This is a genomic window from Streptomyces araujoniae (assembly GCF_050871195.1).
In the GTDB taxonomy this organism is placed as follows: Bacteria; Actinomycetota; Actinomycetes; order Streptomycetales; family Streptomycetaceae; genus Streptomyces; species Streptomyces bacillaris.
The window spans coordinates 4,833,696-4,852,637 of the sequence record NZ_CP194070.1 but is presented as its reverse complement, the minus strand read 5'-3'; the positions used below and the strand labels follow the sequence as shown (position 1 = coordinate 4,852,637).

The window sequence follows — 18,942 nt, the reverse complement described above, 5'->3', positions numbered from 1 at the left end:
CAGGCAGCCGACATGACGCGCCTCGTGCGCGAGAGGCAGCAGCGAGCGGGCCGATGAACGTCTCAACGCCTGAACGTCTCATGCCGTTATACGCCTGCGGGGCCCGATAAACGAACGCCCCAGCAGCACGGAGTGTGCCGCCGGGGCGTACGTGTGGTGCAGACGGAGCAGGCGATATTTAGCGCTTGCTGTACTGCGGGGCCTTGCGGGCCTTCTTGAGACCGGCCTTCTTGCGCTCGACCGCACGGTCGTCGCGGGAGAGGAAGCCGGCCTTCTTCAGGGTCGGACGGTTGTTGTCCACGTCCGCCTCGTTCAGCGCGCGGGCCACGCCGAGGCGCAGGGCGCCGGCCTGACCGGAGACGCCGCCACCCGAGATGCGGGCGATGACGTCGTAGCGGCCGTCGAGCTCGAGCACCTTGAAGGGCTCGTTGACTTCCTGCTGGTGCACCTTGTTGGGGAAGTAGTCCTCAAGGGTGCGACCGTTGATCTTCCACTTGCCGGTGCCCGGAACGATCCGGACGCGGGCGATGGCGTTCTTGCGACGGCCCAGGCCGGCGGCGGGCTGCGGGTCACCGAAGCGGCCCGCGAGGGACTCGCTGGTGTACTCGCCCTCGACGGGAACCTCCGACTCGAAGGTGGTCACCTCGGCGAAGTTCTCCTCGCCCTCGGTGCCCTCGACGGGGTTCTCAACAGTGGTCTCGGCCACGATTCTCCTCAGATCTTTCTGTACGTCTTAGGGGGTGGCCGGAACTACTGCGCGACCTGGGTGATCTCGAACGGGACCGGCTGCTGAGCAGCGTGCGGGTGCTGGTCGCCCGCGTAGACCTTGAGCTTCGAGAGCATCTGACGGCCCAGGGTGTTCTTGGGGATCATGCCCTTGATGGCCTTCTCGACGGCCTTCTCGGGGTTCTTCGCGAGAAGCTCGTCGTAGCGCACCGAACGGAGACCGCCCGGGAAGCCCGAGTGGCGGTACGCCATCTTCTGGGTCTTCTTGTTACCCGACAGGTGGACCTTGTCGGCGTTGATGATGATGACGAAGTCGCCCATGTCCATGTGGGGGGCGTAGATCGCCTTGTGCTTGCCGCGGAGGAGGTTGGCAGCCGTGGTGGCCAGACGCCCCAGGACGATGTCCTGAGCGTCGATGATGTGCCACTGGCGAGTGACATCGCCGGGCTTGGGGCTGTACGTACGCACTTCGTAGCCTTCGCTTCTTCAGTGGATGAGGTCCAGACACATGGCACCCCTGAAGCGATCATGCAGCTGGGGCTCACAATGCCGGGACGCCGCCCGTATGCGAGCCACTGGTAACTGCTCCAGAGAACCTACGTATGGGCCCTGAGCGCCACAGGGACGCGGCCGATACGCATAACAAAGAGGAAGCCTACCGTCGGCCCCCCACAGGGGTCAAAACACCCCCGAGCCACCGGCCCCCACCGATCCGCACCGGCCCCGCCGCACCATCCAGCCCCGCCGGCGCTTGAGGCGATCCCTTAAGCCCCGCCGGCGCTTGAGGCGATCCCTTAAGCCCCGCCGGCGCTTGAGGCGATCCCTTCAGCCCCGCCGGCGTTTGAGGCGCGGGGGCCCGGGGGCAGAGCCCCCGCAACGGCGCCGCACGGCACAGCGCACCGCACCGCGCCCCCACAGATACCCCCCCCCCGCCCCGCCGACCGCCAAGGTCACCGCACGCGGTCCACCCTCCGCTCGTCCCACACCGGCTCCGCCGTCTCCCGTACGACCCCGTCCGAGCCGAAGACCAGATACCGGTCGAAGGACTTCGCGAACCACCGGTCGTGCGTGACGGCCATCACCGTGCCGTCGTACGACTCCAGACCGTCCTGCAGCGCCTCCGCCGACTCCAGGTCCAGGTTGTCCGTCGGCTCGTCGAGCAGCAGCGCCGTCGTCCCCGCCAGTTCCAGCAGCAGGATCTGGAAGCGTGCCTGCTGCCCGCCGGACAGCCGCTCGAACGCCTGGTCCCCCTGCCGCTCCAGCTCGTACCGCCGCAGCACCCCCATCGCCCCGCCCCGGTCCTTGGCGTGCTCGGACCAGAGGATGTCCACCAGGGTCTTCCCCAGCAGCTCCGGGTGCGCGTGGGTCTGCGCGAAGTGCCCGGGCACGACGCGCGCCCCGAGCTTCCACTCCCCCGTGTGCGCCACCGGCTCCCCCGCCAGCAGCCGCAGGAAGTGCGACTTGCCGGACCCGTTGGAGCCGAGGACGGCGACCCGTTCCCCGTAGAAGATCTCCAGGTCGAACGGCTTCATCAGCCCGGTCAGCTCCAGGCCCTTGCAGGTCACCGCCCGCACCCCGGTCCGCCCGCCGCGCAGCCGCATGCGGATGTCCTGCTCGCGCGGCGGCTCCGGCGGCGGTCCCGCCTCCTCGAACTTCTTGAAGCGGGTCTGCATCGCGTGGTAGCGGTTGGCCATGTCCGGGCTGTTCGCCGCCTGCTGCCGCATCCGCAGGACGAGCGCCTTCAGCCGGGCGTGCTCCTCCTGCCAGCGCCGCAGCAGCTCCTCGAACCGCGCGAACCGCTCCTTGCGCGCCTCGTGGTACGTGGCGAAGCCCCCGCCGTGCACCCACACATCGCTGCCCGCCGGGCTCGGCTCGACGCTGACGATCTTCTCGGCGGCCCGGGAGAGCAGCTCGCGGTCGTGGGAGACGAAGAGGACAGTCTTCCGGGTCTCCTTGAGCTTCTCCTCCAGCCACCGCTTGCCGGGGACGTCCAGATAGTTGTCCGGCTCGTCGAGCAGCAGCACCTCGTCCGGTCCGCGCAGCAGCGCCTCCAGGACCAGCCGCTTCTGCTCACCGCCGCTGAGCGTGCGCACCTCGCGCCACTGCGCCTTCTCGTACGGGACGCCCAGCGCGGCCATGGTGCACATGTCCCAGACGGTCTCGGCCTCGTACCCGCGCGCCTCGGCCCAGTCGCTGAGCGCCTGCGCGTACGCCATCTGCGCGGCCTCGTCGTCGACGGTGAGGATCTTCTCCTCGGCCGCGTCGACCGCCTTCGCCGCCTCCCGGATACGCGGCTGGGACACCGACACCAGCAGGTCCCGCACGGTCCGCTCGTCCCGCACCGAGCCCACGAACTGCGGCATCACACCGAGCCCGCCGCTCACCGAGACCGTGCCGCCGTGCGGCTGGAGCTCGCCCGCCAGCAGCCGCAGCAGGGTGGTCTTGCCCGCCCCGTTCGCCCCGACGAGGGCGACCACGGCTCCGTCGGCCACCCGGAAGGAGGCGTCGCCGAGCAGCACCCGCCCGTCCGGTAGGTAGTACTCCAGGTGGCCTGCTTCGAGATGTCCCATACCGAGCATTGTCACGGCCCGCGAAGCGAAGGCCCAACCGGTTTACCGCGACGGACCGCCCGGTTCCCGGAGGCCGCGTCCCCCGCCGGACGACACCCCCTAGGATTCGCGCATGAGTTCATGGCAAGGGGGGCCCTCCTGGGGGCCAGGGGACAACGGAACTCCGGACTGGGCCGCGCTGGCCGAGCAGTCGGCCGCACGCGCCCGGCGCAGGCGGTGGCTGATGATCGGCGGCGGGGTGCTGGCCACCGCGCTCGTCGGCGCGATCGTGGCCACCGCCGTGGTCTCCACGGGCGGCGGCACGGGCGATCCGGGCAACAACGCGAGCAAGCTGCCGGCACCGGCCGACCTCCCCGAGGACACCTCGGCGCCCGAGCCCTCCTTCTCGTCGGTGGCACCGCCGCCCCCGCCGGACCCGAAGGAGTACATATCCAGCGCCGGCAAGGACAAGGCGCCGGTCACCGTCGACGGCTTCTTCCCCGGCGAGAAGCTCGCCATGGGCGACCGCGTGCACATCAAGGGCGCCACGGGCAGCACCACCGACTGCGCGACCGGCACCCAGGGGGCCCTGGGCACGGTCCTCGAGAACAACGGCTGCGAGCAGCTCATCCGCGCGACCTACCGCAAGGAAGGGGTGGCCGTCACCGTCGGCATCGCGGTCTTCGACACCGAGGCGCGGGCCAAGAAGACGGTCGAACAGGCCTCGGGCGGCCTCGCCTCCCTCAGCGGCGCGGGCGTCCCGACGTTCTGCCGCGGCGGTACGGTCTGCCGCCGCACCACCAACTCCTACGGCCGCTACGCCTACTTCACCGTCGGCGGCTTCACCGACGGCACCCGTGTCACCACCCAGGACAAGGACGTCTTCGCGGTCGGCGACGACCTGACGGACTTCGTCTTCCGCCAGATCCACCAGCGCGGCCGGGCCCAGGCGTCGCAGGCGGCCGCGGAGCCGGGTTCGTAGGAGGCCGGTCCGCACCCGCGGAGCCGAACGCGCTCGCCTGGAGGTACGGGCGGGGGCACCCCCGCCCTGCCCCGGTCCCGGCCCCCACCGCCTCGGCACGTCAACGCCTCAGCCCCGCGGCCCCTCAGCAGCACCCCGCCGCGCCCGGCAACGTCCTCACGTTCCGGGCCTCCTGGGCGCGCGCGGCCAGCAACTCGTCCGCCGGGTAGGCCACTTCCTCCAGCGTCAGCCCGTGCGGCCGCACCACGTGCACCGCGGGGTCGCGCACCTTCGCCGCCAGGACCTCGGCGGGCCAGGAGGGCGGGCGCCGGCCGTCGCCCACGAAGAGCGCGGCACCGATCAGCGCCCGCACCATGTTGTGGCAGAACGCGTCCGCCTGCACGGTCGCCGTGAGGACGCCGGAGCCCGGGTCCCGTACCCAACTCAGCTTCTGGAGCGTGCGGATGGTGGTCGCGCCCTCGCGCTTCTTGCAGTACGCGGCGAAGTCGTGCTCGCCCACCATCGGCGCGGCCGCCTCGTTCATGGCGTCCACGTCCAGCGGCCGGTCGTGCCACAGCACATGACCGCGCGTCAGCGGGTCCACCCCGCCGGGCCGGTCGCCCACCCGGTAGGCGTACCGCCGCCAGAGGGCGGAGAAGCGGGCGTTGAACCCGGCCGGTGCGGGGACCGCGCGCCAGATCCGTACGTCCTGCGGAAGCCGCCCCGCCAGCCGCCGCAGCAGCTTCTCCTCGTGCTCCGCCCACACCGCCTCCGGCAGGTCCACATGGGCCACCTGCCCCCGCGCGTGCACCCCGGCGTCCGTGCGGCCCGCCACCGTCAGGTCGTACGTCACCGCCGACCGGGTCACCGTCCGCAGCGCGTCCTCGATCTCGCCCTGCACCGTGCGCCGGCCGGTCTGCTTCGCCCAGCCGGAGAAGTCCCTGCCGTCGTAGGCCAGGTCCAGCCGCACCCGGACGGACCCGGGCTCCGCCTCGTCACTCACCCGCACATCTCCTCATCCACCTGGTCAGCGAAACGGGCCCGCACCGCCCCGAAGGGTGATGCGGGCCCGTCCCGTGATGCTCAGAACGCTCAGGCGTCCTTCGACTCCTCGTCGGCCTTCTCGACCGGCTTGGCGTCCTCGACGGCCTCGGTGGACTCGGCCGCGGGGGCCTCCTCCTTCTTGAGGGCGTCCTCCTTGACCGCGCGCTTCGTGGCGGCCTCGGCCTCACCGGTGGCCTGCTGGGCCACGGTCAGCGCCTCGACCAGCTCGATGACGGCCATCGGGGCGTTGTCGCCACGACGGTTGCCGATCTTGGTGATACGGGTGTAACCACCGGGGCGGTTCTCGTACCGGGGCGCGATCTCGGTGAAGAGCGTGTGGACGACGCTCTTGTCCGTGATCGTCTGGAGCACCAGGCGACGGTTGTGGATGTCGCCCTTCTTCGCCTTGGTGACGAGGCGCTCGGCGACGGGGCGCAGGCGGCGGGCCTTGGCCTCGGTCGTCGTGATGCGGCCGTGCTCGAACAGCGACTTCGCCAGGTTCGCGAGAAGCAGCTTCTCGTGAGCGGCGCTACCGCCGAAACGGGCTCCCTTGGTGGGACGCGGCATGGTGATTCTCCTTGTGTGCTGCACCGGCCGTACCAGGTACCGGTGTCAGTTCCCGTGCGGCGGACGCCTCACGGAAGTCGTACGGGGTGGTGCTCAGTACTGCTCGGTCTCCACGAAACCGGCGTCCGCGTCGTCGTCGGCACCGAAGGCGTCGGCGGCGGCGGTCGGGTCGAAGCCGGGAGGCGAGTCCTTCAGCGCGAGGCCCATACCGGCCAGCTTCGCCTTGACCTCGTCGATCGACTTGGCACCGAAGTTGCGGATGTCGAGCAGGTCCGCCTCGGAGCGGGCCACCAGCTCGCCCACCGAGTGGATGCCCTCGCGCTTGAGGCAGTTGTACGAGCGGACGGTGAGCTCCAGCTCCTCGATCGGCAGAGCCAGATCGGCGGCGAGAGCGGCGTCCGTCGGGGACGGGCCCATGTCGATGCCCTCGGCGTCGATGTTGAGCTCGCGCGCCAGACCGAACAGCTCGACCAGGGTCTTGCCGGCCGACGCCATGGCGTCACGGGGACGCATGGCCTGCTTGGTCTCGACGTCGACGATCAGCTTGTCGAAGTCGGTGCGCTGCTCGACACGGGTCGCCTCGACCTTGTACGTGACCTTGAGCACCGGCGAGTAGATGGAGTCGACCGGGATCCGGCCGATCTCCTGGCCCACCTGCTTGTTCTGGACGGCGGAGACGTAGCCGCGACCGCGCTCGACGGTCAGCTCCATCTCCAGCTTGCCCTTGCCGTTGAGCGTGGCGAGGACGAGGTCCGGGTTGTGCACCTCGACACCGGCCGGGGGCGCGATGTCGGCGGCGGTGACCAGACCCGGGCCCTGCTTGCGCAGGTACATCACGACGGGCTCGTCGTGCTCCGAGGAGACGACCAGCTGCTTGATGTTCAGGATGAGGTCGGTGACGTCCTCCTTGACGCCCGGCACGGTGGTGAACTCGTGCAGGACACCGTCGATCCGGATGCTGGTGACAGCGGCACCGGGGATCGAGGAGAGGAGGGTACGGCGCAGGGAGTTGCCGAGGGTGTAGCCGAAGCCCGGCTCCAGCGGCTCGATCACGAACCGGGAACGGAACTCGTCGACGACCTCTTCGGTCAGCGACGGACGCTGAGCGATAAGCATGGGGTGTGTCCTTCAGTCGTGGGCACCCACTATTTGATGCCCGACAGATGTAACAAGGGTACGGGCGGTACGCCCCTTTCGAGGCGCACCGCCCGGTCCCGGCGCTACTGGCGCGCGGCCGTCACCGGCCGCGACGGATCAGACGCGGCGACGCTTCGGCGGACGGCAGCCGTTGTGCGGCGTCGGGGTGACGTCCTGGATCGAGCCGACCTCGAGGCCGGTGGCCTGGAGGGAGCGGATCGCGGTCTCACGGCCGGAGCCGGGACCCTTGACGAAGACGTCGACCTTGCGCATGCCGTGCTCCTGCGCGCGGCGGGCGGCCGACTCGGCGGCCATCTGCGCGGCGAAGGGGGTGGACTTGCGCGAGCCCTTGAAGCCGACGTGGCCGGCGGAGGCCCAGGAGATCACGTTGCCCGAGGGGTCCGTGATCGAGACGATGGTGTTGTTGAACGTGCTCTTGATGTGCGCGTGGCCGTGAGCGACGTTCTTCTTTTCCTTGCGACGCACCTTCTTGGCTGCGCCCTGACGACCCTTGGGGGGCATGTCTTGACTCCAGATGGAGAGGGGAGGTGATCGGTCCTACAGCGAAGACCGCTGGTTGCTGCGCCGCTCCGGCGGACCGGACTGGCGCAGTGCGTCCGCTGAGGACTACTTCTTGCCCGGCTTCTTCTTACCGGCGATGGCGCGACGCGGGCCCTTGCGGGTACGAGCGTTCGTGCTGGTGCGCTGACCGTGGACCGGCAGACCACGACGGTGCCGGATGCCCTGGTAGCAGCCGATCTCGACCTTGCGGCGGATGTCGGCCTGGATCTCGCGACGGAGGTCACCCTCGGTGCGGAGGTTGGCGTCCACGTACTCGCGGATCTTGACCAGGTCCTCTTCGGCCAGGTCACGAACGCGGGTGTTCGGGTTCACGCCGGTGGTGGCGAGGATCTCCTTGGACCGGGTGCGCCCGATACCGAAGACGTAGGTGAGGGCAACCTCCACGCGCTTTTCGCGCGGGATGTCAACACCTGAAACGCGTGCCATTCAATGGCTCCAGTTGTTAGATCGGGGGTCTTCCGCAGTGCCGCTCCCGACCGCCGACCACCCGCTGGGAGTGGTGGTACGTCCGGGTCCCCGGCCCCCGCCGGAGGTGTCGTCAGCCGTGGCTTGGACGGGCACTGCGTATGTACGTGATTACGTGCGTCGCGCGAAGAACTGCGAGATGCAGGCGGTCGTGCGTCAGCCCTGGCGCTGCTTGTGGCGCAGGTTGTCGCAGATGACCATGACCCGACCGTGGCGGCGGATCACCTTGCACTTGTCGCAGATCTTCTTGACGCTCGGCTTGACCTTCATGGGATGTCAGGTTCTCCGGGTCAGTGCCATCACCGCGCCGAAGCGGGGTGGGGGCAAGATCTACTTGTAGCGGTAGACGATCCGGCCGCGCGTGAGGTCGTACGGAGAGAGCTCCACCACAACCCGGTCATCGGGGAGGATACGGATGTAGTGCATCCGCATCTTGCCGCTGATGTGCGCCAGGACCTTGTGACCGTTCTGGAGCTCCACCTTGAACATTGCGTTCGGGAGGGACTCGATCACGGTGCCCTCAATCTCGATGGCACCTTGCTTCTTGGCCACGCTTCGCCTTTCGAATCGGCTACCTTGATCGGCTCCTTGCGATCCCCTGTCCTACCTGCGGACATACGGATGCACCGGAGCCGACGAGTCAGTCTACGTCAGCGGACTCCAAAAGACGAATCCGTCAAGTTTGCCCACTGCGGGTGATCCTTAGACCTCCCGAAGGGGGCGTATCACCCCAGCGGGTCCGGCGCCGCCTCGATGCCGTACTCCGCGAGCTTCGCCCTGCCGCAGTCCGGGGCGGTGAGGACCAGCGGGCCCTGCTCGGTCAGGGCGATGGAGTGCTCCCAGTGCGAGGACCAGGTGCCGTCCGTCGTGATGACCGTCCAGTCGTCGGCGAGGGTCTCCGTACGGGCCGTGCCGAGCGAGACCATCGGCTCGATCGCCAGGCAGACGCCCGGGACCAGCTTGATGCCCTTGCCGCGCTTGCGGGAGACGTAGTTCAGCAGATGCGGGTCCATGTGCATCTCGGAGCCGATGCCGTGGCCGCCGAAGTCCTCGATGATCCCGTACTTGCCGGTGGCCGGGCGGGGCTGGCGGCGGATGAAGGTCTCGATGGCCCGGGAGATGTCGACGAGCCGGTTGTTCACCTTCATCGCCGCGATCCCGGCCCACATCGACTCCTCGGTCACCCGGGACAGCTCGACCAGCTCCGGAGCGTGACCCGTGCCCACGAAGGCGGTGTACGCGGCGTCGCCGTGCCAGCCGTCCACGATGGCGCCGGCGTCGATCGAGATGATGTCGCCGTCCTTGAGGACCGTCTTCTCGTCCGGGATGCCGTGGACGACGACCTCGTTGACCGAGGTGCAGATGGTCGCGGGGAACCCGCCGTAACCGAGGAAGTTCGACTTCGCCCCGTGGTCGGCGATGACCTTCCGGGCGACCTGGTCCAGGTCCTTGGTGGTGGCGCCGGGCACGGCGGCCTCCCGGGTGGCCGCGTGAATGGCAGCGACCACCAGCCCCGCCTCGCGCATCTTCGCGATCTGCTCGGGGGTCTTGATCTGCACCATTGCTCGGCGCCTCTCTGCATCGACGGTGACGGGGGTACGGGCGGACTGCGGCCGTATCCAACGATACGGGCGCAAACAGTCGGCCGCGGCGCCCTGGGGCGCCGCGGCCGGCTGTACAGCGGTGGTACGGGGTGGGGCTCAGCCCTCGTCGGACTTGAGCGCCTCCATGGCGCGGGCGGTCACCTCGGTGACCTTGCCGAGCGCGGAGATGGTCACTACCAGGCCCTGGGCCCGGTAGTAGTCGATGATCGGCTCGGTCTGCGTGTGGTAGACCTCCAGCCGCGTCCGGACCGTCTCCTCGCTGTCGTCGTCCCGCTGGTACAGCTCGCCGCCGCAGGTGTCGCAGACGCCCTCGGTCTTCGGCGGGTTGTACGTCACGTGGAAGACGTGCGCGCTGTCGCTGCGGCAGATGCGGCGACCCGCGATCCGCTTCACGACCTCGTCCTCGGGTACTTCGAGGTCGAGGACCGCGTCGAGCTTCACGCCCTCGTCCTTGAGCATCACGTCAAGGGCTTCGGCCTGGCCCACGTTCCGCGGGAAGCCGTCCAGCAGGAAGCCGTTCACGGCGTCCGACTGGGACATGCGGTCCTTGGCCATTCCGATGGTGACTTCGTCCGGCACCAGTTGGCCTGCGTCCATGTAGGCGCGGGCCTGCTTGCCAAGGTCCGTGCCCTGGCTGATGTTGGCGCGGAAGAGGTCGCCCGTGGAGATGTGCGGAATCGAGAGGTTCTTGGCAAGGTACGCAGCCTGCGTTCCCTTGCCGGCACCCGGAGGCCCGACGAGGACGATTCGCATCAGCGGAGGAACCCTTCGTAATTGCGCTGCTGGAGCTGACTCTCGATCTGCTTCACGGTTTCCAGACCGACACCCACGATGATGAGGATGCTCGTCCCGCCGAACGGGAAGTTCTGGTTCGCACCGCCGAAGCCTGCCAACGCCATCGTCGGCACCAGAGCGATCAGGCCCAGGTACAGCGAGCCCGGCCAAGTGATCCTGTTGAGCACGTAGCTCAGGTACTCGGCAGTAGGTCGACCTGCCCGGATGCCCGGGATGAAGCCACCATACTTCTTCATGTTGTCGGCGACTTCGTCGGGGTTGAACGAAATGGCCACGTAGAAGAAGGCGAAGAACACGATGAGTACGAAGTACACCGCGATGTAGTACGGGTGGTCACCCGTCACGAAGTGGTCCTGGATCCAGGTCGCCCAGCCCGCGGTGGAGTTGGAGAACTGGACGATCAGCGACGGGATGAAGAGCAGCGAGGAGGCGAAGATGACGGGAATCACACCCGCCTGGTTCACCTTCAGCGGGATGTACGTCGACGTACCGCCGTAGGAACGGCGCCCGATCATGCGCTTCGCGTACTGCACGGGGATCCGGCGCTGGGCCTGCTCGACGAAGACGACGAGGGCCACCATGACGAAGCCGATGAGGATGACCGTGCCGAACTCGATCCAGCCGTCGGCCAGCTTGCCGCTCTCCTTGATGGCCCAGAGGGCGCCGGGGAACGTGGCGGCGATCGAGATGAACATGAGGATCGACATGCCGTTGCCGATGCCGCGGTCGGTGATCAGCTCACCGAGCCACATGACGCAGGCCGTACCGGCGGTCATGGTGACGACCATGACCAGCGTCGTGAAGATCGACTTGTCGGCGACGATCTGATCGCCCACCGAGCAGTTCTGGAACAGCGCGCCGCTGCGCGCCGTGGCGACGAGGCCGGTGCCCTGGAGGACGGCCAGCGCGACCGTCAGATAACGCGTGTACTGCGTGATCTTGGCCGTGCCGGACTGCCCCTCCTTCTTGAGGGCTTCCAGACGGGGGATCACCACGGTCAGCAGCTGGAGAATGATGCTGGCCGTGATGTACGGCATGATGCCGAGCGCGAAGATGGTGATCTGCAACAGGGCGCCACCGCTGAACATCTGCATCAGACCGAGCAGGCCACCCGAATCGGCCTGGTCGATGCACTGCTGGACCTTCGCGTAGTCGACGCCGGGCGCCGGGACGTGGGCCCCGAGCCGGTAGATCACGATGATGCCGAGCGTGAAGAGCAGCTTCTTGCGCAGGTCGGGCGTCTTGAACGCTCGGGCGAACGCGGTGAACACGGTGCCTCCTGCGACCCCCGCGCTATGCGTCAGAGGCGACGGGTCTGGATGGGACTGGATGGGATCGGATACAAGGCAGCCCTACATCGTAAGGAGGCCACAAAAGATTAACGGCGCTACCCTACCCGGCCCGGGACTGAGCAGGAAACACGCGCTGCACCCCGGTGCACCGCCCGTCCCCCGGCCCAGGCCGCGAAAGACCGGCCAAGCCACACCATTTGGGACGTGAACGCCCCTCCGCTCCCCCACCGCCGGTGCGGTGGACACCCGTTCAACCTTTCCCGAGCCTTTACGGTTCCCGTACATCGCCCCGAAATGGTCCCGGACACGAAAAAACCTGGCCGGCCGCCTCCGAGGAGGCAGCCGGCCAGGCTCAGTTCTGTCCCGTGGCTCAGACGAGCTCGGTGACCGTACCGCCGGCGGCGGTGATCTTCTCCTTGGCGGAGCCGGAGACGGCGTCGACCGAAACCTGCAGCGCTACGGAGATCTCGCCCTGTCCGAGGACCTTGACGAGGTGGTTGTTGCGCACGGCACCCTTGGCGACCAGGTCGGCCACCGTGACCTCTCCACCCTCGGGGTAGAGCGTCGCGAGCTTGTCCAGGTTCACGACCTGGTACTCCGTGCGGAACGGGTTCTTGAAGCCCTTGAGCTTCGGGAGACGCATGTGGAGGGGCATCTGGCCACCCTCGAAGCGCTCCGGAACCTGGTAACGAGCCTTCGTACCCTTGGTACCACGGCCTGCGGTCTTACCCTTGGACGCCTCACCACGACCCACACGGGTCTTGGCGGTCTTGGCGCCCGGGGCAGGCCGGAGGTTGTGGGCCTTCAGCGGGCTGTTCTCCGCCATGTCAGTCAACCTCCTCAACCGTCACGAGGTGGCGGACGGTGTGCACCATGCCGCGGAACTCGGGGCGGTCCTCCTTGACAACCGAGTCGTTCAGGCGCTTGAGCCCGAGCGAACGCAGGGTGTCGCGGTGGTTCTGCTTGCTGCCGATGTACGACTTGGTCTGCGTGATCTTGAGGCGAGCCATTACGCACCCGCTCCCGCACGCGCACGGAGCAGAGCCGCGGGGGCGACGTCCTCGAGGGGCAGACCGCGGCGGGCCGCGATCTCCTCGGGACGCTGCAGGCCCTTGAGGGCCTCCACGGTCGCGTGCACGATGTTGATCGCGTTGGACGAGCCAAGCGACTTCGACAGGATGTCGTGAACGCCGGCGCACTCGAGCACGGCACGCACCGGGCCACCGGCGATAACACCGGTACCGGGGGAAGCCGGCTTGAGCAGGACGACGCCCGCAGCCTTCTCGCCCGTGATCGGGTGAGGGATGGTGCCCTGGATGCGCGGGACCTTGAAGAAGTTCTTCTTGGCCTCTTCGACACCCTTGGCGATGGCCGCGGGAACTTCCTTGGCCTTGCCGTATCCGACACCGACGGTGCCGTCACCATCGCCCACCACGACCAGCGCGGTGAAGCTGAAGCGACGACCACCCTTCACAACCTTGGCGACGCGGTTGATCGCGACGACGCGCTCGACGTACGCGGTCTTCTCGGCGGCGCTGGCGCCACCGTCACGGCCCTTCCGGTCCCGCCGCTCGCCGCCACCGGCACCGCTTCCGCGGCGCTGGGGTCCAGCCATTGGATTTACCTCTCTCTGTTACGTCCGCTGTGCGTAGGAACCGGGGCTTAGAACTTCAGCCCGGCTTCACGGGCGGCGTCAGCCAGAGCGGCAATCCGCCCGGCGTACTGGTTACCACCGCGGTCAAACACGACGGCCTCGACGCCTGCGGCCTTGGCGCGCTCGGCGACCAGGGCGCCGACCTGCTTGGCCTGGGCGCTCTTGTCACCCTCGCCACCACGGATCGAGGTGTCCAGGGTCGACGCCGACGCGAGCGTGTGGCCCGCGATGTCGTCGATGACCTGGGCCACGATGTGGCGGTTGGAACGCGTCACGACCAGACGGGGCCGCTCCGGCGAACCCGACAGGTGCTTGCGGACGCGGATGTGGCGCCGCTTGCGGGCAGCGCGCTTGTACGCGTCGCCCTTGGCGATCTTCACACCGTATGCCATGGCTACTTACCAGCCTTTCCGACCTTGCGGCGGATGACCTCGCCCGCGTACTTGACGCCCTTGGCCTTGTACGGGTCGGGCTTCCGCAGCTTGCGGATGTTGGCGGCCACCTCGCCGACCTTCTGCTTGTCGATGCCCTCGACGCTGAGCTTCGTGGGCGACTCGACCTTGAAGGTGATGCCTTCCGGCGCCTCGATGAGGATCGGGTGGCTGTAGCCCAGGGCGAACTCCAGGTTGGAGCCCTTCGCCTGGACGCGGTAACCGACACCGCTGATCTCGAGCGCCTTGGAGTAACCCGCGGTCACGCCGGTGATCATGTTCGCCACCAGCGTGCGGGACAGGCCGTGGAGGGCCTTGTTCTGACGCTCGTCGTTCGGGCGGGTGACGTTGAGCACGCCGTCCTCACCCTTGGAGACCTCGATCGGCGCGGCGACGGTGTGCGTGAGGGAACCCTTGGGGCCCTTCACCGCGACCGTGCGGCCATCGATGGTGACGTCCACACCGGCGGGAACCTGGATGGGGAGCTTGCCGATTCGCGACATGAGCTTTCCTTCCTTTCCCGACTACCAGACGTAGGCGAGGACTTCCCCACCTACGCCCTTCTTGCCTGCCTGCTGGCCGGTCAGGAGACCGTGGGACGTGGAGATGATCGCCACGCCCAGGCCGCCGAGCACCTTCGGCAGGTTGGTGGACTTTGCGTACACACGCAGACCCGGCTTCGAGATGCGCTTGATGCCGGCGATCGAGCGCTCGCGGTTCGGGCCGAACTTCAGCTCGAGGACGAGGTTCTTGCCGACCTCGGCGTCCTCGACCTTCCAGCCGGTGATGAAACCCTCCTGCTTGAGGATCTCCGCGATGTGCGACTTGATCTTGCTGTGCGGCATCGAGACATCGTCGTGATATGCCGAGTTCGCGTTACGCAGACGCGTGAGCATGTCTGCGATGGGATCAGTCATGGTCATGAGTTGGCCTTCGGCCTCTCTCGCCGGGGTTTCCTGTATGCGCCATCCCTCTCCCCACTCAGTGGCGGGACGGGTGCGGCGCGGGGACCTACGGCGTAGTAAGTCGGTCGTGGGCGGCAGGCGCCCAACCCTTCAAGCCTACGGCATGAAAGGAGGGGCTCCTGCCGACCAGATGCTTACCGAGAGTCTCCGGAACTTCCCTTCGCCCTAGGGCGGAGGAGAGTTACCAGGAGCTCTTGGTCACGCCCGGCAGCTCGCCACGGTGAGCCATCTCACGAAGGCACACGCGGCACAGGCCGAACTTGCGGTAGACGGAGTGGGGCCGGCCGCAGCGCTGGCAGCGGGTGTACCCGCGGACGCCGAACTTCGGCTTACGGGCGGCCTTAGCGATCAGAGCCTTCTTCGCCACGGTCAGTTCTCCTTGAACGGGAAGCCGAGGTGACGAAGCAGGGCACGACCCTCGTCGTCGTTGGTCGCCGTGGTGACCACGGTGATGTCCATGCCCCGGACCCGGTCGATCTTGTCCTGGTCGATCTCGTGGAACATGACCTGCTCCGTGAGACCGAAGGTGTAGTTGCCACGGCCGTCGAACTGCTTCGGCGACAGGCCACGGAAGTCACGGATACGCGGCAGCGCGAGCGACAGCGTACGGTCCAGGAACTCCCACATCCGGTCACCGCGGAGGGTGACGTGGCAGCCGATCGGCTGGCCCTCGCGCAGCTTGAACTGCGCGATGGACTTGCGGGCCTTGGTGACGGCCGGCTTCTGACCGGTGATCGTGGTGAGGTCCTTGACGGCACCGTCGATCAGCTTGGAGTCGCGGGCGGCGTCGCCCACACCCATGTTGACCACGATCTTGACCAGACCGGGAACCTGCATGACGTTCTCGTACGAGAACTCCTCACGCAGCTTGCCGGCGATTTCCTCGCGGTAGCGCGTCTTGAGACGCGGCGCAGTGGTGGCAGTCATCAGATGTCCTCACCGGTCCGCTTGGCAACGCGGATCTTGTTGCCCTCGTCGTCGAAGCGGTAGCCGACGCGGGTGACGACCTTGTTGCCGTCCTTCTCCACGACCAGCTGAACGTTGCTGACGTGGATCGGAGCCTCGGTGGTCACGATGCCACCGGTCTGCGAACCGCGAGCCGTCTGACCGGCCTTGGTGTGCTTCTTGACCCGGTTGACACCCTCGACGAGGACGCGGTCCTGAGCGGGGTAGGCCACGATGACCTTGCCCTGCTTGCCCTTGTCCTTACCGGTGATGACCTGGACCAGGTCGCCCTTCTTGATCTTCATGCTTACAGCACCTCCGGCGCGAGCGAGATGATCTTCATGAACTTCTTCTCGCGCAGCTCCCGGCCCACCGGGCCGAAGATGCGGGTGCCGCGGGGGTCGCCGTCGTTCTTCAGAATGACGGCGGCGTTCTCGTCGAAGCGGATGTACGAGCCATCCGGGCGACGACGCTCCTTGACGGTGCGAACGATGACGGCCTTGACGACGTCACCCTTCTTCACGTTGCCACCGGGGATCGCGTCCTTGACGGTGGCGACGATGACGTCACCGATACCCGCGTAGCGGCGACCCGAGCCACCGAGAACACGAATGGTGAGAATTTCCTTCGCACCCGTGTTGTCGGCGACGCGCAGTCGCGACTCCTGCTGGATCACGTCTATCTCCTGATCGTCTGCCGGTTCCCGGTGGGGAGCCGCGTAGGTGACCTACGCGGCTCCCTCACCGAGCCTGGCGGAACTGACCTGAGGGAAAACCCCTCAGGAATTACTTGGCCTTCTCGAGGATCTCGACGATGCGCCAGCGCTTCGAGGCGGACAGCGGACGCGTCTCCATGATGAGGACGCGGTCGCCGACGCCGGCGGAGTTCTGCTCGTCGTGGGCCTTGAGCTTGTTCGTACGGCGGATGACCTTGCCGTACAGCGCGTGCTTGACGCGGTCCTCGACAGCGACGACGACGGTCTTGTCCATCTTGTCGCTGACGACCAGACCCTCACGGGTCTTGCGGAAACCGCGCTCGGTGTTCGTCTCAGCAGTCACAGTCTTCTCGCTCATCAGGCGCTCTCCACCGTCTCGATGCCCAGCTCGCGCTCACGCATCAGGGTGTAGATCCGGGCGATGTCCTTACGGACGGACTTGAGCCGGCCGTGGTTCTCGAGCTGGCCCGTCGCCGCCTGGAAGCGGAGGTTGAACAGCTCTTCCTTGGCTTCGCGGAGCTTGTTGAGGAGCTCCTCGTCGCCCAGCTCGCGCAGCTCGGACGCCTTGGTACCGGCCGACATCACGACTCACCTGCCTCGCGCCGAACGATCCGGCACTTCATCGGAAGCTTGTGAGCAGCGCGGGTGAGCGCCTCACGAGCAATCTTCTCGTTCGGGTAGGACAGCTCGAACATCACCCGACCGGGCTTGACGTTCGCGATCCACCACTCGGGAGAACCCTTACCGGAACCCATGCGGGTCTCGGCCGGCTTCTTCGTCAGGGGACGGTCCGGGTAGATGTTGATCCAGACCTTGCCGCCACGCTTGATGTGACGGGTCATCGCGATACGAGCGGACTCGATCTGACGGTTCGTCACGTACGCCGGGGTCAGCGCCTGGATGCCGTACTCGCCGAACGCAACCTGCGTGCCACCCTTGGACATACCGCTGCGCTTCGGGTGGTGCTGCTTGCGGTGCTTGACCCTACGGGGGATCAGCATTTCGGTCAGGCCTCCGTTCCGGTGCTCTCAGCAGCCGGAGCAGCGGCGGCGTCGGCCTTGGGGGCCTCGGCTGCCGGCGACTGCTGCGGCTTACGGCCGCGACCGCCACGCTCGCCACCACGGCCACCGCGGCCGGCCGGGCGGTCAGCGCCGCCACGAGCCGGACGGTTGCCGGCGCGGGCCGCGGCGTTCTCGGCGCGAACCTCGGCGATGTTCTTGACGTCGCCCTTGTAGATCCAGACCTTCACACCGATGCGGCCGAAGGTCGTCTTGGCCTCGAAGAAGCCGTAGTCGACGTTCGCGCGGAGCGTGTGCAGGGGCACACGGCCCTCGCGGTAGAACTCCGAGCGGGACATCTCGGCGCCGCCGAGGCGGCCACCGCACTGGATCTTGATGCCCTTGGCGCCGGCCTTCATCGAGGACTGCATGCTCTTGCGCATGGCCCGACGGAAGGAGACGCGGGAGGAGAGCTGCTCGGCGACGGCCTGGGCCACCAGCTGAGCGTCCACCTCGGGGTTCTTGACCTCGAGGATGTTCAGCTGGACCTGCTTGCCGGTCAGCTTCTCCAGCTCGCCACGGATGCGGTCGGCCTCGGCGCCGCGGCGGCCGATGACGATGCCCGGGCGGGCGGTGTGGATGTCAACGCGGACGCGGTCGCGGGTGCGCTCGATCTCGACCTTCGAGATGCCGGCCCGCTCCATGCCCTTCGTCATCATGCGACGAATGGCGACGTCTTCCTTGACGTAGTCCTTGTACAGCTTGTCGGCGTACCACCGGGACTTGAAGTCCGTGGTGATGCCGAGCCGGAACCCGTGCGGGTTTACCTTCTGGCCCATTACCGGGTTCCTTCCTTGCTGCTGACGACCACGGTGATGTGGCTGGTCCGCTTACGGATCCGGTAGGCACGGCCCTGGGCACGCGGACGGAACCGCTTCAGGGTCGGGCCCTCGTCCACGTACGCCTCGCTGATGACCAGCGAAGAGGCGTCGGTGTGGTCGTAGTTGTGTGCAGCGTTGGCGATGGCGCTGTCCAGCACCTTGCCAACCGGCACGCTCGCGGCCTGCGGGGCGAAACGCAGGACCGCCTGAGCCTCCGTGGCATCCATGCCACGGATGAGGTCCACCACGCGGCGGGCCTTCATGGGCGTGACGCGGATGTACCGCGCCTGGGCCCTGGCTTCCATGGTTGTCCCTTCGGTGTAAGTCATAGTCGTTTCCACCCCGCGCTTAGCGGCGCTTCGACTTCCGGTCGTCCTTGACGTGGCCGCGGAAGGTGCGAGTCGGCGAGAACTCGCCGAGCTTGTGGCCGACCATCGACTCGGTGACGAACACCGGGACGTGGATCTTGCCGTTGTGCACCGCGATGGTGTGACCCAGCATGGCCGGGACGATCATCGAGCGACGGGACCAGGTCTTGATGACGTTCTTGGTGCCTGCCTCGTTCTGTACGTCCACCTTCTTGATGAGGTGTCCGTCGACGAAGGGCCCCTTCTTGAGACTGCGCGGCATC

Annotated in this window: 30 protein-coding genes; 1 reads left to right on the top strand and 29 read right to left on the bottom strand. The window is 67.5% G+C overall.

Annotated features, from left to right (window positions below):
- Positions 1-178 precede the first annotated feature (178 nt).
- From rpsI to ACQ9ZG_RS20965, 3 genes are all read right to left on the bottom strand, one after another.
- Positions 179-706, bottom strand: a complete 528-nt coding sequence (gene rpsI, locus ACQ9ZG_RS20975; RefSeq protein ID WP_018490831.1) for a 30S ribosomal protein S9 — start codon at positions 704-706, stop codon at positions 179-181.
- A gap of 44 nt (positions 707-750) precedes the next feature.
- A complete protein-coding gene (rplM, locus tag ACQ9ZG_RS20970) occupies positions 751-1,194 on the bottom strand; it encodes a 50S ribosomal protein L13 (RefSeq protein WP_003966932.1) in 444 nt (147 codons plus the stop codon).
- A 482-nt stretch (positions 1,195-1,676) separates the two neighbouring features.
- Positions 1,677-3,296, bottom strand: a complete 1,620-nt coding sequence (locus ACQ9ZG_RS20965; protein WP_026238023.1) for an ABC-F family ATP-binding cassette domain-containing protein — start codon at positions 3,294-3,296, stop codon at positions 1,677-1,679.
- A 112-nt stretch (positions 3,297-3,408) separates the two neighbouring features.
- On the opposite strand from ACQ9ZG_RS20965, the gene ACQ9ZG_RS20960 reads away from it, so the two are divergent.
- A complete protein-coding gene (locus ACQ9ZG_RS20960; RefSeq protein WP_109915031.1) occupies positions 3,409-4,257 on the top strand; it encodes a hypothetical protein in 849 nt (282 codons plus the stop codon).
- Between the two features lie 124 nt (positions 4,258-4,381).
- Here ACQ9ZG_RS20960 and truA read toward each other — a convergent pair whose 3' ends face one another.
- From truA to rpsS, 26 genes are all read right to left on the bottom strand, one after another.
- Positions 4,382-5,239 carry a tRNA pseudouridine(38-40) synthase TruA gene (truA, locus tag ACQ9ZG_RS20955; protein ID WP_099219713.1) on the bottom strand — a complete coding sequence of 286 codons (858 nt, stop codon included), beginning with the start codon at positions 5,237-5,239 and terminating at the stop codon, positions 4,382-4,384.
- Positions 5,240-5,328: 89 nt separating this feature from the next.
- Positions 5,329-5,847, bottom strand: a complete 519-nt coding sequence (gene rplQ, locus ACQ9ZG_RS20950; RefSeq protein WP_018490827.1) for a 50S ribosomal protein L17 — start codon at positions 5,845-5,847, stop codon at positions 5,329-5,331.
- Positions 5,848-5,940: 93 nt separating this feature from the next.
- Positions 5,941-6,963 carry a DNA-directed RNA polymerase subunit alpha gene (locus ACQ9ZG_RS20945; protein ID WP_003966937.1) on the bottom strand — a complete coding sequence of 341 codons (1,023 nt, stop codon included), beginning with the start codon at positions 6,961-6,963 and terminating at the stop codon, positions 5,941-5,943.
- 138 nt (positions 6,964-7,101) lie between these two features.
- Positions 7,102-7,506 (bottom strand): 30S ribosomal protein S11, encoded by a 405-nt coding sequence (gene rpsK, locus ACQ9ZG_RS20940; protein WP_003956432.1) that lies wholly within the window; start codon positions 7,504-7,506, stop codon positions 7,102-7,104.
- Between the two features lie 105 nt (positions 7,507-7,611).
- Positions 7,612-7,992 (bottom strand): 30S ribosomal protein S13, encoded by a 381-nt coding sequence (rpsM, locus tag ACQ9ZG_RS20935; protein ID WP_018490826.1) that lies wholly within the window; start codon positions 7,990-7,992, stop codon positions 7,612-7,614.
- Between the two features lie 195 nt (positions 7,993-8,187).
- Positions 8,188-8,301 carry a 50S ribosomal protein L36 gene (gene rpmJ, locus ACQ9ZG_RS20930; protein ID WP_003956441.1) on the bottom strand — a complete coding sequence of 38 codons (114 nt, stop codon included), beginning with the start codon at positions 8,299-8,301 and terminating at the stop codon, positions 8,188-8,190.
- A 60-nt stretch (positions 8,302-8,361) separates the two neighbouring features.
- Positions 8,362-8,583, bottom strand: a complete 222-nt coding sequence (gene infA / locus ACQ9ZG_RS20925; RefSeq protein WP_003956442.1) for a translation initiation factor IF-1 — start codon at positions 8,581-8,583, stop codon at positions 8,362-8,364.
- Between the two features lie 173 nt (positions 8,584-8,756).
- The gene (gene map / locus ACQ9ZG_RS20920; protein WP_028416683.1) at positions 8,757-9,593 is read right to left on the bottom strand and encodes a type I methionyl aminopeptidase; all 837 of its coding nucleotides are present in this window, start codon (positions 9,591-9,593) and stop codon (positions 8,757-8,759) included.
- Between the two features lie 138 nt (positions 9,594-9,731).
- On the bottom strand, positions 9,732-10,388 hold the full coding sequence (locus tag ACQ9ZG_RS20915; protein WP_109916447.1) for an adenylate kinase: 657 nt from the start codon (positions 10,386-10,388) through the stop codon (positions 9,732-9,734).
- On the bottom strand, positions 10,388-11,701 hold the full coding sequence (gene secY / locus ACQ9ZG_RS20910) for a preprotein translocase subunit SecY (RefSeq protein WP_018490823.1): 1,314 nt from the start codon (positions 11,699-11,701) through the stop codon (positions 10,388-10,390). Before secY ends, ACQ9ZG_RS20915 begins: the two co-directional genes overlap by 1 nt.
- 391 nt (positions 11,702-12,092) lie before the next feature.
- On the bottom strand, positions 12,093-12,548 hold the full coding sequence (gene rplO / locus ACQ9ZG_RS20905) for a 50S ribosomal protein L15 (protein ID WP_003966942.1): 456 nt from the start codon (positions 12,546-12,548) through the stop codon (positions 12,093-12,095).
- 1 nt (position 12,549) lies between these two features.
- Positions 12,550-12,732: a 50S ribosomal protein L30 gene (gene rpmD / locus ACQ9ZG_RS20900; protein WP_003966943.1), complete on the bottom strand. Its 183-nt coding sequence runs from the start codon at positions 12,730-12,732 to the stop codon at positions 12,550-12,552.
- Entirely contained in the window at positions 12,732-13,337 is a 606-nt protein-coding gene (gene rpsE / locus ACQ9ZG_RS20895; protein ID WP_010058791.1) for a 30S ribosomal protein S5, read from the bottom strand. The genes rpmD and rpsE overlap by 1 nt, the downstream gene beginning before the upstream one ends.
- Before the next feature lie 47 nt (positions 13,338-13,384).
- On the bottom strand, positions 13,385-13,768 hold the full coding sequence (rplR, locus tag ACQ9ZG_RS20890) for a 50S ribosomal protein L18 (protein WP_018490822.1): 384 nt from the start codon (positions 13,766-13,768) through the stop codon (positions 13,385-13,387).
- A gap of 2 nt (positions 13,769-13,770) precedes the next feature.
- Positions 13,771-14,310, bottom strand: a complete 540-nt coding sequence (rplF, locus tag ACQ9ZG_RS20885) for a 50S ribosomal protein L6 (protein WP_003966946.1) — start codon at positions 14,308-14,310, stop codon at positions 13,771-13,773.
- Between the two features lie 21 nt (positions 14,311-14,331).
- Positions 14,332-14,730, bottom strand: coding sequence for a 30S ribosomal protein S8 (rpsH, locus tag ACQ9ZG_RS20880; protein WP_018490821.1), 399 nt, complete (start codon positions 14,728-14,730; stop codon positions 14,332-14,334).
- Between the two features lie 223 nt (positions 14,731-14,953).
- On the bottom strand, positions 14,954-15,139 hold the full coding sequence (locus tag ACQ9ZG_RS20875) for a type Z 30S ribosomal protein S14 (RefSeq protein ID WP_003948630.1): 186 nt from the start codon (positions 15,137-15,139) through the stop codon (positions 14,954-14,956).
- A 2-nt stretch (positions 15,140-15,141) separates the two neighbouring features.
- Positions 15,142-15,699, bottom strand: coding sequence for a 50S ribosomal protein L5 (rplE, locus tag ACQ9ZG_RS20870; protein ID WP_003966948.1), 558 nt, complete (start codon positions 15,697-15,699; stop codon positions 15,142-15,144).
- Complete coding sequence (rplX, locus tag ACQ9ZG_RS20865; protein WP_003966949.1) at positions 15,699-16,022, bottom strand: 50S ribosomal protein L24; 324 nt, start codon at positions 16,020-16,022, stop codon at positions 15,699-15,701. The genes rplE and rplX overlap by 1 nt, the downstream gene beginning before the upstream one ends.
- A gap of 2 nt (positions 16,023-16,024) precedes the next feature.
- Positions 16,025-16,393 carry a 50S ribosomal protein L14 gene (gene rplN / locus ACQ9ZG_RS20860; RefSeq protein ID WP_003974257.1) on the bottom strand — a complete coding sequence of 123 codons (369 nt, stop codon included), beginning with the start codon at positions 16,391-16,393 and terminating at the stop codon, positions 16,025-16,027.
- A 109-nt stretch (positions 16,394-16,502) separates the two neighbouring features.
- The gene (gene rpsQ, locus ACQ9ZG_RS20855; protein WP_019765151.1) at positions 16,503-16,790 is read right to left on the bottom strand and encodes a 30S ribosomal protein S17; all 288 of its coding nucleotides are present in this window, start codon (positions 16,788-16,790) and stop codon (positions 16,503-16,505) included.
- A complete protein-coding gene (gene rpmC / locus ACQ9ZG_RS20850; RefSeq protein WP_003966952.1) occupies positions 16,790-17,014 on the bottom strand; it encodes a 50S ribosomal protein L29 in 225 nt (74 codons plus the stop codon). Before rpmC ends, rpsQ begins: the two co-directional genes overlap by 1 nt.
- Positions 17,014-17,433 carry a 50S ribosomal protein L16 gene (gene rplP / locus ACQ9ZG_RS20845; RefSeq protein WP_003966953.1) on the bottom strand — a complete coding sequence of 140 codons (420 nt, stop codon included), beginning with the start codon at positions 17,431-17,433 and terminating at the stop codon, positions 17,014-17,016. Before rplP ends, rpmC begins: the two co-directional genes overlap by 1 nt.
- A gap of 5 nt (positions 17,434-17,438) precedes the next feature.
- Positions 17,439-18,269, bottom strand: coding sequence for a 30S ribosomal protein S3 (gene rpsC, locus ACQ9ZG_RS20840; protein WP_003966954.1), 831 nt, complete (start codon positions 18,267-18,269; stop codon positions 17,439-17,441).
- Positions 18,269-18,616 (bottom strand): 50S ribosomal protein L22, encoded by a 348-nt coding sequence (gene rplV, locus ACQ9ZG_RS20835; protein WP_004571827.1) that lies wholly within the window; start codon positions 18,614-18,616, stop codon positions 18,269-18,271. The genes rpsC and rplV overlap by 1 nt, the downstream gene beginning before the upstream one ends.
- A gap of 43 nt (positions 18,617-18,659) precedes the next feature.
- The gene (rpsS, locus tag ACQ9ZG_RS20830; RefSeq protein ID WP_003966956.1) at positions 18,660-18,941 is read right to left on the bottom strand and encodes a 30S ribosomal protein S19; all 282 of its coding nucleotides are present in this window, start codon (positions 18,939-18,941) and stop codon (positions 18,660-18,662) included.
- Position 18,942 lies beyond the last annotated feature (1 nt).